Raw genomic sequence first — 13,157 nt, forward strand, 5'->3', positions numbered from 1 at the left:
TCGGGCACGGGGAAGCAGAAAGTTTTTACCCACGATCCGGAACTGCTCTAGGCTCCGTCCTGAGAAGGAGAAGTGTATCATGGCCAAGTTGTCGATCGGTGATCATGTGTCGGACCTGAAGGGCATGCATGATGGCAGGCTGGTCGATATCGACGGCTCCACCGGTTATGTAGAGCAGGCCAATGGCGTGGAGGTTGAATTCCCGCTGAGCCAGCTCAAGCCTTACGAGCCCCCGAAAATAGCGGAAGAGCGCACGCTCTCCGGGCCCCTGCGGGACCGGCTTCTGAATCCTGCGCAGAGAGCGCTTCTGGCTTCGGTTCCCGCCTCCCTTCTGGCTGCAATCGCCAAAAGCTATGATGCGGGCAGTGAGGGGCCCGGATCGCGGCCACCTTTTGCGGCACTTCCGGAGTCCAAACGCCTTGAGGCCATCCGGATCTATCTGCCCACGCTGCCGCAGCGGCTTCTGGCGTCACACATGTCTCTGGTCGTGGCCATGCGCGATATTTCCAAACTGTCCTGACAGACGGGAGCGGCACGCTCTTTCGTTGCGTTGACGGCGGCAGGCATCATTCGTACAAGCCCGTTTTCTGAATCCGCGAAGCCCCATCAGGCGCAGCTTTACTCAGCGCCGGAGGCGCCGCTTCATCATGTCCCCGACTTCTGCCCAGGCTTTTGCCGATCTCGCCCTGGCGCCCACGCTTCTCCGCGCGCTGGATGAAGCGGGTTACGTCAAGCCTACGCCTATTCAGGCCCAGTCCATCCCGCTGCTGCTGGAAGGCCGTGATCTGCTGGGGCTGGCCCAGACCGGCACCGGCAAGACGGCCTCTTTCGCACTCCCCCTGCTGCACCGGCTCGCCGCAACGCCCCGTCCCGCACCCAAAAACGGCGCGCGCGTTCTGGTTCTGGCTCCCACACGCGAACTGGTCTCCCAGATTGCGGACGGGTTCGAGAGCTTCAGCCGTCACCAGCCGGTGCGCGTCACGACGATTTTCGGCGGCGTCAGTCAGGTGCATCAGGTCAAGGCGCTTGAAGAGGGTGTAGACATCATCGTCGCCGCACCAGGCCGCCTGCTGGACCTGATCGAGCAGGGTCTATGCGACCTGTCGCAGCTTGAGGCGCTGGTGCTGGATGAAGCGGACCAGATGCTGGACATGGGCTTTGCCAAGCCGATCGAGCGCATTGTCGCAACGCTCCCCGAAGACCGGCACACGGTGCTGTTTTCCGCAACGATGCCGAAATCCATCGCAGCCCTCGTCGAGAGCCTCCTGCGTAACCCGGCCAAGGTCGAGATCGCACCGCCGTCGAGCACGGTGGACCGGATCGAACAGTCGGTCATGTTCCTCAATGCGTCCGACAAGAAAGCGGCTCTTCTGGCGCAGCTCCGGACGCCGGGCATCGGTCAGGCCGTCGTCTTCACGTTGCAGAAGAACATCGCCAACGACGTCTGCACCTTCCTGACGGAATCCGGCATCACGGCCGAAGCCCTGCACGGCAACCGCTCGCAGGGTCAGCGCGAGCGCGCCCTGAATGCTTTCCGTGAAGGTGACGTTCAGGTTCTGGTGGCAACCGATATCGCCGCCCGCGGCATCGACGTCGATACGGTCACGCATGTCATCAACCATGATCTGCCGAGCCTGCCGGAAAGCTATGTGCACCGGATCGGACGCACGGGCCGTGCAGGCCGCAGCGGTTTCGCCATCACGCTGTGCGATGCCGAGCAGCGCGCCTGGCTGCATGCCGTCGAGCGTGAAATCGGCCGGACGCTGGACGTTCATGACAGCCATGAATGGCATTCGGAAGAGGCGCGGAACTCCACCATGCGCCCGCCCGTGCTCGGCGGCGGTCCGGTCAAGCAGGTCAAGCCGCAGAAGGTGCGCGAGCGCCGCGTCTGGACCGAAGAGGAAAAGATGGCCGCCCGGGCAGCGGCGGCTGCCAAAGCGTCCTGAACAGCCCCCGTCGTGCTGTCCGATAGGGCGGCACGACGCGAGAGTGCCAAAAAACCGCAAGAATCCCCGGACAGGGACCGGTCATGCTTGACCTTTGGGCTGACAGTCCGCACATAGCGGGCTGGATTTTCTGGCTCCGCACCGGAGCCACTGCCGCGCGCAGATCATTACCCTGTCCCTGAAGCAAGGATTCACATGTCAAAAGAAGACCTGATCGAGTTTACCGGCACCGTCATGGAACTGCTCCCCAACGCCATGTTCCGCGTCACGCTCGACAACGAGCACACCATCCTCGCCCACACCAGCGGCAAGATGCGCAAGAACCGCATCCGCGTTCTGGCCGGTGACCGCGTGAACGTCGAAATGACGCCGTACGACCTGTCCAAGGGCCGGATCACGTTCCGCTTCAAGTAAGACAGTCCGCCGCATGACCTCCTCCCCGTCTTCCGCAGAAGGGTCATCCGGCCTTCCGGACCGTCCGAAGCTCGTTCTGGCCTCCGCCTCCCCGCGCCGCCTGAGCCTGCTGGAACAGATCGGCATCGTGCCCGACGCCGTCGTCAGCGCCGATATCGACGAAGAACCGCGCCCCGGTGAACTGCCGCGCCCGCTCGCGCAGCGCCTCGCCCGCCAGAAGGCGGAGCATGTGGCCGCGCAGCGCACGGATGCCGCCCTCGTCCTTGGGGCCGATACGGTGGTCTCCGTCGGCCGGCGCGTGCTGCCGAAAGCCGAAGACGAAAAGACCGCCCGCGCCTGCCTGAAGCTGCTCTCCGGCCGCCGCCATAAGGTGCTGACGGCCGTGGTCCTGCGCCCGAGCGCGGGCTGGCCACAAGGCACGCCCTGCGAGAGACTGGTGGAAACCTCCGTCATTTTCCATCGCCTGACGGAGGCGCAAATCGACGCCCTGATCGCTCAGGGGGACTGGCAGGGCAAGGCGGGCGGCTATGCCATCCAAGGCGCCGCCGCCGCTCATATCCGCCAGATCGGCGGCAGCTATTCCGCCGTCGTAGGACTGCCCCTGTTTGAAACGGCCCAGCTCCTGCGCGGACAGCCGGTCGGCAAGCCTTCAGGTGGCTGGATCGCATGACCGAAATCCGCGCAGCCTGTTCCCCGGGCGAAGTGCGGATTGCTGTCACGGACCATGACACCCTGCTGGATGCCGCGATCTGGCGTCCCGGCTGCCCGGATGGTCTGGAAGACTGGCACGTCGTCCGCGTCCAGAAAGCCGCTCCCGCTCTGGGCGGTGCATTCGTCCTGCTCGAAGACGGCCAGAGCGGCTTTCTTTCCACCCGCGAAGCCCTGACCGAAGGGGCTCTGACAGCAGCCCGCGTCAGCCGTGCCGCCCAGAACGGCAAGGGCCTGCGCCTGCGCCGGGCAGACATGCCCACTGAGGCACCCTCTGCCCCCAAACTGCTCGAACGCGGACCAACCCCACTCGACGAACTGGCAGACCGCTATCCGGAGGCGCCGATTTTCGTGGACGATCCGGGCATTGCGGCAAAACTGCCTGTCCGCCTGCGTCCGCGCCTTCAGCGCTGCCAGCAAGCCTTCGACGCTGCGCTGGAAGCGGATTTCGACAGTCTCGGCAGCCCCGAGGCCGATCTGGGCCTCCTGACCGCCAGCATCTTCCCGACCCCCGCTCTTGTCGCCATCGACCTCGACAGCACTGGCGCCCCGGACTTCAAGGGCAATGTCGCAGCCTTCCCTGAACTGGCCCGACAGATCCGCCTGCGGAACCTCTCAGGCACGATTCTGGTAGACCCGGCGGGGGTGAAGACGCGCAAACGCCCGGCTCTGGTCCCCTTCCTGCGTGAGGCTCTGGCTGGCGATCCCCTCAAACCGGACGTCCTCGGCGCCACACCCTCCGGCCTGCTGGAACTGACGCGCCCGCGCCGCCGTCCCCCCTTGCATGAACTCCTGTCCTCCCCACATGGGCAGGCGCTGTCCATCCTCAGGACGATCCTGCGCGAAAACCGCCCCGGCCAGACGCTGACCGCCTCGATCGGACTCGTCACGGCGCTGGAAAACGATCCCGATGCCCTGGCGGATTTCATATCCCGTCGCGCCCGGCCGCTGGACCTTGTCCTTGATCCCAATGCCCCACCCGCAAGCTGGAGCCTGTCATGAGCAACGCCACCTGCCCGATCTGCCATCGCCCCACCGATCCGCAGTTCCGGCCTTTCTGCTCCCGCCACTGTGCGGATGTCGATCTGGGCCGCTGGTTCAGCGGGACCTACCGCGTTCCGTCCTTTCGTCAGGATAATGACGAAGAGCACGACGAATATCGCGACAGGGAGGGTTGATCCCGCCTCAATCATCAGTTAAACCCCATCTCCGCAACGGGGTCCGCCCTGAAGCTCGGTGCCCAAGTAGCTCAGTTGGTAGAGCATGCGACTGAAAATCGCAGTGTCGGTGGTTCGATTCCGCCCTTGGGCACCATTTTCCTCCTGAAAAAATCTTCTTCTGATCAGCGCTTCACGCGAATGGCTTCCTCTGTCATGGCGCGATTCCCTCTGGCGTTCTGACAGCCGGATCTTCCATGATGAAGCCGGGCAGGCCATCGCCGTCTGAAACAGGCCTCATCTCTCGCGCCCGGAGATATCGGGAACCGAAAAATGGACGATCCCCTTTCCCGGCATCACGACCCTGACCTTCCACCCCGGATGGAACCGGAGCAGGGCCCCCAGCCTGAACTCCAGCCCTGTCCCGAGCCGGATGCCAACGGGCGACGTCGCCAGCCACCAGTCTGGTTTCTCCTGCCCGTACTCTGCATCTGTCTGTTTCAGGTTGCTGTTCTGGTGCCGCAGATCGCCCATCTGAACATCGGCCCAGGCAGGTTTTTCGGAATATCAAACCATCAGGACAACACCCACGCCGCCCGACTCAACCGCGCCGTGTCCGGAACGCCCCGTTATCCCCAAGACATGGTCGACCGGCATATCGAAGATCACGTCACGGTGGCCTGTACGATCGATGCACAGGGCCATTCCCATGACTGTCTGGTCCAAGAAGGGCATTATGCGGAGCTGAATCAGGCCGCACGCGACTATGTGGTTCAGGCATCCTATTTCCCCGCGATGAGAAACGGTCATCCCGTCAGTTCACACTACAGGATGCACTTCAACTTCCTCATCCCTCCGGACCGGTGACCGATAACCGGAACATGAATTCTCCCTTCGCATGCATCCGAACCCACGTCGGAGCGTTGTCTCCTCAAGTGTCAGTGCCACACGGGTTTGCACCCGCAGGGCCTGACTATGAAAACAGACAGAAGGTTTCATGATGTCTTTCAATATCAGCCGCCGTGGCGTCGCCCTTGCAGCCGTCCTTTTCGGTGCCGGTCTTGTCGCAGCTCCTGCCGTACGCGCTGAAGATACGCTCGGGGCCCCTGTCGGACATGTCACCCTCACCGCCCATTCGGCGGATGTCGGCGTGGGTTACACCTGGGGTGACGGCACCCTGACCTACGGCCATCATACCTATCACTTCAAGGTCAGCGGCGGGAACATCGCCGCCGTCGGCTTCTCCGCCCTGAAGGCCGAAGGCACCGTCTACAACCTGAAGCACCTGCATGATTTCGACGGCAGCTACGGCTCCCTCGCCGGGGAAGCGACGCTGGACAAGGGTCTGGGTGGCGCTGTCCTGTCCAACAGCAACGGCGTGCGCATCAAGATCGAGACGGCGACCGAAGGTGCGCGTCTGGCTGCGGGTGCGCAGGGTCTGACCTTTACGCTGAGCCGGTAATCTGGTGTCCTCCTGCCGCAGCCTTCCGGGAAGGCTGCGGTGACAGGCCGGACACTTCCCCCGCGTGCCCGGCTCTTCCTGCATTTTTTCGCGGGGGAGCGGAGCGTGACAGATCATGGATACCAACATTCTTGTTCTCTCCTTCACCGAGCAGAGCAAGGCCTTCCAGGCTTTTTCCGAACTGCGGGAACGGGCTGCAGACCAGAAGCTGGTCGTCATCAACGAGGCTGTCGTTGAGCGCACCACGGACGGCAACATCACCATTCATGACAACTGGGCCAACGGGTCTTCAGGTGAGCAAGTTCTGAACGGGACGCTTCTGGGCTCGCTCGTCGGGCTTCTTCTGGGGCCGCTGGGCGTGCTTCTCGGGGCGTCCATGGGTGCGCTCGTGGGATCAAGCCTGTCGGTTGAGGATGCGGCCATCCGCAGCAGCCTTCTGGCGCAGATCGCCTCCGTCATTCCCGTGGGGACGACGGCCGTGATCGCGACGGTTCAGGAATATGTGCCGCAGGTCGTGGACGATCTGGCGGCGTCTCTTGGTGCATCGCTGGTGCTGCGTCGGCCAATCGAGGCCGTGGAGCGCGAGGTCCTGGCCCAGCAGAAGGCACAGGCCGCTGCGGCAGCGGAGGCCGAGCGCGTCCTCGTACAGCAGCATTCGACCGAATGGCACGACCGTATGAGCGAGTGGCAGAAGCAGGTTTCGACCAGCCTTCACAATCTGAAGAACAGGATCACGGGCGGCTGAGATCGTTACGGTCTTGATCTGAGCCTCTGATGCGGGCCATCGTGACGAAACATTTCCTTACAGGATGTCGTCATGATGGCCCGTTTTCGTATGCTTTTCCTGCTGGCCGGTCTGGGCGCGTTTGCAGCAGCATCCGCGGCTCCTGCGCCGCCACCCGTTCTGGCGCCGTTTATTCATGACGGCAGTTTCGAGCCCGGCGATTACGGGTTGGTCCGGGGTGCTTTTCCGGGTGCGACCACGCAGCAGGTCGCGGACTGGAAGGCCATTAAGGCTTATGGCAAGGCCTGCGTGCATGATGCGGCACTCGTGCAGGATGCAGAGTTGAAAAAGCTCGGGATTATCGCCTCGGTTCCGAAAGATCGCGGCTATCAGGACCGGCTGTGTTCGCAGATCCTTAACGTCATCTCTGCGCCGGAAGGTTTTGCGAATTGGGAGGCATTCCGGACAGCATTGTCCCGCAGCCTTCCCTATTTCCAGACTTACGAGGCCGGGATCACGGCTTCAGTCAATGCCATTCAGGGGGCAGAAGAGAACACGCTCGAAGAAGAGGCCACAGCACGCATCATTCCTGATCAGGCCTGGCGGGGGCCCCTTGGGATGGAAACATTAGACACTCTGTCAGGCGTTGATGCCGATACACTCAGAATGCTGAAAAACCGTACTGTACACAGATTTGAAGATGTGGATTGGGACAACAGTCACTGGGTGCGGCATCTGCTGGACACGAAGGGATGGTCAGCCGTGATAAAGGCGGGACCGAGAACCGCAAAAATGGTCTGGCTGATAGTGCAGCATGCCGATGAGGATCCGGCCTTTCAGGCCAAAGCGCTGCATCAGCTTGCGCCCTATGCGCGCGCTGGCAAATTCGCCAAGCCGGATTATGCATTGCTGACAGACCGGGTCATGCTGGCGACGACAGGCAAGCAGCATTATGGCTCCCAGCTTTCGTGCCAGAACCATCACTATGCACCCCGTTCGCTTGATGCGGGCGGCGACGATCCGAAGACGCTGGACAAACGGCGGGCGGAAATGGGGCTGTTCTCGGAAGCCACCTACCTCACCTATCTGCCACCCCATTGCTAAAAGGGGTGAAGGGGGCGAGCCCCCTTCCGGGTGCAGGGCAGCGCCCTGCATCACAACGCCGTCGGACGATCCATGGTTTTGCGCAGCGGATACAGCGCCAGTTCTTCGATTGTCGCACCGGTATTGGTGGCCTGAAGGCCCAGCGTTGTCAGCGGATTGGCAGGGAAGACCAGGGCCGTGGCAACCGAGAGGCCGTCATTGGCGAAGAGTTCCAGCGCACAGGCATCCAGCACCAACCGCAGGGAAAAGCGGCGGCTGTTAGCGATCAGGGGCGTGGAAAAGCGCTCCGTGAAGAACGGCTGGGAGAAGCCGTGCAGATCGCCGCGGTCGAGCCAGAGCTGGCTTGAGAAGGCGTCGAAGCCGATGGATAGGGACTCTCCCTGCCCGTTCGAGAACACGATGACGAAGCGGCCTGCGCGTCCCTGTTCGCCGTCCGGCTGCGGGTTGCTGCGTTCGTCAACGGTGACGGTCAGGAGCAGTTCGATGGCAGTGCCGGTGGGCAGCGCAACCTGCACCCCGCTCTGGGCGGCGATACGGTCCACCTTGAACGGGATCTTCTCACCCCGGAAGGCTTCGAGCCCGTAGGGGCGCTGGACCAGACGCAGCCAGTTCATTTCATCCCGGCGCAGGGACATGCGGCGCGGCAGCGTCATGAGGCCGCGCCAGCTCCGGTTGGGGACTTCCTCGCAGTACTGCCAGTTGCCGAACCAGGCGAAATAGACCGCCTTGTTGTCCGGCATGCTGTCATAGACCTGCATGGCGTAGCTGTCCTTGGCGAAGTCCGTCAGGCCGATCACCGTGTTATCGGGCGTAAAGCGTTCGCCGTCGAAATCGCCCACGAAATACTGTGTGACGCTGCCGCCCAGCGGGCCACCCGGATTGACGGAAACGAACAGGACCCATCGCCTGCCTTTTTCATCGCCCTCGATGTCGAGTTCAATCAGGTTGGGGCATTCGTAGTCCACGCCGAACAGGCCGGCGGGACCGAAGCTGCTGAGATGCATCCAGTGCAGCAGGTCGATGGAGCCGTAGAACAGCACTTTATGAGCGCGTGCACTGACCACGACCATGATCCATTTGCCGCTGGCCTCGTGCCAGAAGACCTTGGGATCGCGGAAGGAATTGACGCCGATATTCAGGATCGGGTTGTGGTCGTAGTCGATGTAATGCTGGCCGCCATCGGGGCTCCAGGCGATGTACTGCGTCTGGCTCTGCGGTGTGGCGCGCGTGTAGATCGCGACCAGTCCGCCGGGCATGGGCGGGAGCGCAGGCGGGGCAACATGGGTTTCGGCGCTGCTTGAAGGAGCATAGACCGAGCCGAACGGGGCGGACTCATTCGGGCCGAGCGCGGGCATTTTGTCGGGCGCGTAAGGCGTGTCAGATGTGGTTTTCCGCAGTTCCGGGGCGAGCGCCTGCACGGCGGCCTGCGTGGCCGTCGGGGTCGCCGGAGGAGCAGCGGCAGCCTCCGGTTTGCGGGGCGGGAAGAGGCCCGAGACGTTGTTGCGGTCCAGCACGACGCAGCCGGTATAGGCCTCGCCCGCTGCCGTCTGGTCGATGGCGATGGGCTGGTCCTGCCAGGTGTAGAGATCCGTGCTGGTGGCGTGGCCCCAATGGACGCGTCCGGCATAGGGGGCGGTAGGGTCGTACTGGTAATAGAGATGGTAGGTCTGGCCGTCGAAGATCAGGCCGTTGGGGTCATTCATGAAGCCGGTGGGCGGCGAGAAATGAATGGAGGGGCGATAGAAATAGTCGCTCTGGGTGCGGATGACAGGCTTGTTATTTGCGCCGGGCTGATCGGCGGGTTCGATATGCGCATTGCTCGGCTGATGGCCGTGAGACGTGAGTGTGTCTTTCGGCGGTTCATCGGCGGCGCTGGCATTCCCCGTCAGACGCAGGCTGCTACCGACGGTGCCGGCAACGGTTCCGGCGGCAAGAAGGGATGTCAGGGCGCGGCGGCGGCCCGGGACTGGCAGGTCATTATGGTCTGTCATGGCGGACAGGATACATGAGACGCCCGTTTTCAAAAGAGCGGGCGTGAGCCCGGGGCAGGACGTTGCATGTCCGGCCCGGATACGGACATAGTGCGGCATGAAGCGTCTCGACCCCTTTCTCCTGTCCCTCATCGCCGCGATCGCGCTGGCCTCTTTCCTGCCCTGCCGGGGGCAGATGGAGCACATTCTCCAGCATGTCGTGACGATCCTCATCACGTTCATGTTCTTCTTCCAGGGCGCGAAGCTCGAACGTCACGCCATTGTGGACAGCGTGAAGGACTGGAAGCTTCAGGGGAGCGTACTGCTCTGCACGTTCGCGCTGTTTCCGCTGCTGGGGATCGGGCTGCATCTGCTGTTCCGGTCCGTCTTCCCCGATGCGCTGTTCGGTGAAGAGCTGTGGTCGGGCATCCTGTTCCTGTGCTGCCTGCCGTCCACCGTGCAGTCTTCCATCGCGCTGACCTCCATCGCGAAGGGCAATGTTCCGGCCGCGATCTGTGCAGCGACGGTTTCCAATATCGCGGGCATTGCGCTCACGCCGCTGCTGACGGGCGTGGTGCTCGGGCATGTAGGCGCAGGCCATTCGCCGCTGGAATCCGTGCTGGATGTGGGCAAGGAGCTGCTGCTGCCGTTTGCGCTGGGACAGATCCTTCAGAAATGGGTCGGGCCGATCGTGCGCAAGCACAAGATCCTGATTTCGTTCACCGATCGCGGGTCCATTATCGTGGTCGTCTATACGGCGTTCAGCTCGGCCGTGGTCGAAGGGATCTGGCACCGGGTTTCAGGCACGCATCTGCTGGAAGTGGCGCTGCTCGACAGTTTCATGCTGGCGCTGGTCTTGTTGCTGTCGCATCTGATGGGCGACGGGCTGGGGCAGACGACGGAGAACAAAATCGCGCTTCAGTTCTGCGGCTCGAAGAAGTCGCTGGCGTCGGGCGTGCCGATGGCGAGCGTGATTTTCCCGGCGGCATCGGTTGGCATCATCGTGCTGCCACTGATGATCTATCACCAGATCCAGCTCTTCACCTGCACGCTGCTGGCGCGACGTTATGGACGTCGGGCGCTCGAGACCAGCGACCAGGGCACGGCGACCTCGCCGCAGCGTCGCACTGCCACACCGTAAACTTCGGCGAACAGGGCGTCCGTCAGGACTTCGGCAGGCGTGCCGATACTGACGAGACGGCCCTGCGACAGCACCGCAATCCGCGTGCAGAAACGGGCCGCGAGGGCCAGATCGTGCAGGACGACAGCGACGGCCTGACCCTGTGCGGCGCATTGGCCGAACAGGTCCATGACCGTCAGGGCCTGCGCGGGATCGAGGGCCGCGACCGGTTCGTCCGCCAGCAGGATCGGGGCCTGAACCGCCAGCGCGCGGGCGAGCAGAACGCGGGCGCGTTCGCCGCCTGAGAGCCGGGCGGAGGAACGATCGGCAAAGGCGCTCATCCCGACCGCATCGAGAGCCTGCTGCACGGCTGTTTCATTCTGTTCCGCCGAAGCCGTGCGACGATGGGGCAGGCGCCCGAGCATTGCGACATCCCGCACGCTCATACCGATGGCAGCGGGCGCTTCCTGCGGGAGGTAAGCCAGATGGCGCCCGCGCTCCTCGGGCGGCATGGTAAACAGGTCCTGTCCGTCCAGCAGGACGCGGCCGGTCTCGGGGCGGAGCAGCCCGGCCATGATGCGCAGGAGCGTGCTTTTGCCTGCACCGTTGGGGCCGATCAGGCCGAGGACTTCGCCGGGACGGACGTCGAGTGCGATATCGTTGAGAAGTCTGTTGCCCTGAAGGATCAGGCTGATCGTGTCTGTCTGGAGGATCATGGTGCGCTCCTCATACCGGCCGGCCGCGCAGGCGCCAGACCTGCCAGAAGAAGACCGGCGTTCCGATCAGGGAGGTGACGACGCCGAGTTGCAGTTCGGCGCCACTGACAGGCAGGCGCACGAACAGATCCGCAGCCAGCAGAAGCGCCGCGCCCCCGAGTGCAGACGGCAGCAGGAGGCGCGACGGACGGGCGCCGGCGAGCGGACGCAGCAGATGCGGCATGACGAGGCCAACGAACCCGATGCCTCCTGCAACAGCGACGCCGCTGCCGACCGCGAGTGCCGTTCCGAGCACGACGCGCCACTGTACCGCGCGCAGGGGAAAGCCCATCGTCTGGGCAACGTCTTCACCAAGAGTCAGGGCGTCGAGCGAGCGTCCGGTGCTGAACAGCAGGGCCGAGCCGATCAGAAGGCCGGGTGTGGCGATCAGCACGTCATGCAGGCTGGCGCGGGACAGGGAGCCCATGAGCCAGTGCATGATTTCGTAGGACGCATAGGGGCTTGGCACGAGGTTGAGCGTCAGGGCCAGAAGGGCGGCGCTCATGGAGCCCAGCGCCGCACCGGCGAGCACCAGAACGAGCGTGCCGCCGCGCGTCAGGGCCAGAAGCAGGAGTGTCGCGAGCCCGGCGCCGGACAACGCCGCCAGCGGCAGCGCGGGCGCCCAGACCGCCGAGACGCCGGTATAAAAGACCAGTACGGCGCCGAGCGCACCGCAGCCCGAAATGCCCAGCACGCCCGGATCGGCGAGCGGGTTGCGGACCAGTCCCTGAAGTGCTGCGCCGGACAGGCCGAGCGTTCCACCGATCAGCAGGGCCAGGATCATGCGTGGCAGGCGGATCTGGCCGATGATGGTTGCGGCGATCGTCTCGCGGCCATGCAGCATGTCGGACAGGCCTTGCACGACGCCGATCCCCGCCGGGCCTGCGGCCAGTGACAGGACGGCGAGAGCCAGAACCACGGCGCTCAATATGGCGACGCTTAATGTATAGCGGCTCATGGCGAAGGCTCCGTGCCGGTCAGACGGTCATGCGCGGCGATCAGGGCGGTCAGCGCATCGAGAGTGTCAGGCGTGCCGCACATTGTCAGGCGGCCGGGAAGCGCCAGAAGATGCGCGCCCGTGAAGCGGTCTCGCAAAGCAGGGTGATGCACGACATCTTCCGCAAGCGACGCGCCTTCCGAAATCATACCCGTCACCAGAAGATCCGGCGGATGGGCGATCAGCGTTTCCAGCGCGATGGTGCCGTCCGGGCGTTCGGAAGCAGACAGGCGGAATCCGGCGCGCTTCAGCAGATCGGAAATCAGGCCCCCCTCTTCTCCCGCAAGGTTCGCGCCGATAACCGTGGCCGTCAGGATCTGGTCCGAATGAACGGGATGGAGACTTTCCAGACGGTCCGCAAAGGCGCGGATCATATTGTCGCCGCGTGCGTCCTCACCGATGGCATGAGCGACCGTGCGGATCTGCGTGGGAATGTCTGCCAAGGACGCGATGGACGGAAGCTGGACGAACGGAACATGCAGGGCATTGGTCACGAGCGGGACTGTCGGGCGGTGCCATGTTCCGTCCAACACGACGTCCGGATGGGTAACGACAAGGTTTTCGCCGTCAGGGCGCTGGACGGGATATGTCGCTGCGATCTCGCAGCGGACGGATTCCGCGCAGTCCGTGGCCAATGGGCTGAGACCGAGGATGTGGGACGGGTCTGCCAGTTCGAGCAGCAGTTCGTCCGTGCACAGGTTCAGGGAAACGATACGGGTCCGCACCGGACCGGCACAGGCCGATCCAGCGATCGCACCCGTCATCAGGCCCGACAGCAGCAGGACTGCCATCGGGGCTGA

General features: G+C 63.7%; 14 protein-coding genes, 1 tRNA gene and 1 pseudogene. 12 read left to right on the top strand and 4 right to left on the bottom strand.

Going from position 1 to position 13,157, the window contains the following annotated elements:
• Positions 1-79: 79 nt before the first annotated feature.
• The 11 genes from GLS_RS05410 (at position 80) to GLS_RS12950 (ending at position 7,515) form a co-directional block, all read left to right on the top strand.
• On the top strand, positions 80-520 hold the full coding sequence (locus GLS_RS05410) for a hypothetical protein (protein ID WP_041111504.1): 441 nt from the start codon (positions 80-82) through the stop codon (positions 518-520).
• A 127-nt stretch (positions 521-647) separates the two neighbouring features.
• Entirely contained in the window at positions 648-1,946 is a 1,299-nt protein-coding gene (locus tag GLS_RS05415) for a DEAD/DEAH box helicase (protein ID WP_041111505.1), read from the top strand.
• A 195-nt stretch (positions 1,947-2,141) separates the two neighbouring features.
• Complete coding sequence (infA, locus tag GLS_RS05420; RefSeq protein ID WP_007282896.1) at positions 2,142-2,360, top strand: translation initiation factor IF-1; 219 nt, start codon at positions 2,142-2,144, stop codon at positions 2,358-2,360.
• Positions 2,361-2,373: 13 nt separating this feature from the next.
• Positions 2,374-3,030: a Maf family protein gene (locus GLS_RS05425; RefSeq protein ID WP_041111506.1), complete on the top strand. Its 657-nt coding sequence runs from the start codon at positions 2,374-2,376 to the stop codon at positions 3,028-3,030.
• Complete coding sequence (locus tag GLS_RS05430) at positions 3,027-4,070, top strand: ribonuclease E/G (protein ID WP_041111507.1); 1,044 nt, start codon at positions 3,027-3,029, stop codon at positions 4,068-4,070. The genes GLS_RS05425 and GLS_RS05430 overlap by 4 nt, the downstream gene beginning before the upstream one ends.
• Complete coding sequence (locus GLS_RS05435; protein ID WP_024716732.1) at positions 4,067-4,246, top strand: DNA gyrase inhibitor YacG; 180 nt, start codon at positions 4,067-4,069, stop codon at positions 4,244-4,246. The genes GLS_RS05430 and GLS_RS05435 overlap by 4 nt, the downstream gene beginning before the upstream one ends.
• Before the next feature lie 60 nt (positions 4,247-4,306).
• Positions 4,307-4,382: transfer RNA gene (locus GLS_RS05440), tRNA-Phe, on the top strand.
• Positions 4,383-4,558: 176 nt separating this feature from the next.
• Positions 4,559-5,092 carry an energy transducer TonB gene (locus GLS_RS12945; RefSeq protein WP_052327478.1) on the top strand — a complete coding sequence of 178 codons (534 nt, stop codon included), beginning with the start codon at positions 4,559-4,561 and terminating at the stop codon, positions 5,090-5,092.
• A gap of 133 nt (positions 5,093-5,225) precedes the next feature.
• Positions 5,226-5,687 (top strand): hypothetical protein, encoded by a 462-nt coding sequence (locus GLS_RS05450; RefSeq protein ID WP_011252571.1) that lies wholly within the window; start codon positions 5,226-5,228, stop codon positions 5,685-5,687.
• A 115-nt stretch (positions 5,688-5,802) separates the two neighbouring features.
• The gene (locus tag GLS_RS05455) at positions 5,803-6,432 is read left to right on the top strand and encodes a DUF1269 domain-containing protein (RefSeq protein ID WP_011252572.1); all 630 of its coding nucleotides are present in this window, start codon (positions 5,803-5,805) and stop codon (positions 6,430-6,432) included.
• A 72-nt stretch (positions 6,433-6,504) separates the two neighbouring features.
• Complete coding sequence (locus tag GLS_RS12950; protein WP_052327479.1) at positions 6,505-7,515, top strand: DUF6624 domain-containing protein; 1,011 nt, start codon at positions 6,505-6,507, stop codon at positions 7,513-7,515.
• 50 nt (positions 7,516-7,565) lie between these two features.
• Here GLS_RS12950 and GLS_RS05465 read toward each other — a convergent pair whose 3' ends face one another.
• Positions 7,566-9,506, bottom strand: a complete 1,941-nt coding sequence (locus tag GLS_RS05465) for a glycoside hydrolase family 32 protein (protein ID WP_193363850.1) — start codon at positions 9,504-9,506, stop codon at positions 7,566-7,568.
• Positions 9,507-9,603: 97 nt separating this feature from the next.
• Here GLS_RS05465 and GLS_RS05470 point away from each other — a divergent pair, with 97 nt between their 5' ends.
• Entirely contained in the window at positions 9,604-10,626 is a 1,023-nt protein-coding gene (locus GLS_RS05470) for a bile acid:sodium symporter family protein (RefSeq protein WP_041111508.1), read from the top strand.
• On the opposite strand, the pseudogene GLS_RS05475 reads toward GLS_RS05470, so the two are convergent.
• The 3 genes and pseudogenes from GLS_RS05475 to GLS_RS05485 form a co-directional block, all read right to left on the bottom strand.
• Positions 10,551-11,258, bottom strand: a pseudogene (locus tag GLS_RS05475) (ABC transporter ATP-binding protein); the annotation flags it as partial. The gene GLS_RS05470 and the pseudogene GLS_RS05475 overlap by 76 nt on opposite strands.
• A gap of 73 nt (positions 11,259-11,331) precedes the next feature.
• The gene (locus tag GLS_RS05480) at positions 11,332-12,318 is read right to left on the bottom strand and encodes a FecCD family ABC transporter permease (RefSeq protein ID WP_041111510.1); all 987 of its coding nucleotides are present in this window, start codon (positions 12,316-12,318) and stop codon (positions 11,332-11,334) included.
• Entirely contained in the window at positions 12,315-13,148 is an 834-nt protein-coding gene (locus tag GLS_RS05485) for an ABC transporter substrate-binding protein (RefSeq protein WP_052327480.1), read from the bottom strand. Before GLS_RS05485 ends, GLS_RS05480 begins: the two co-directional genes overlap by 4 nt.
• Positions 13,149-13,157: the final 9 nt, after the last annotated feature.

It is taken from the genome of Gluconobacter oxydans DSM 3504, assembly GCF_000583855.1.
Classification (GTDB): domain Bacteria; phylum Pseudomonadota; class Alphaproteobacteria; order Acetobacterales; family Acetobacteraceae; genus Gluconobacter; species Gluconobacter oxydans.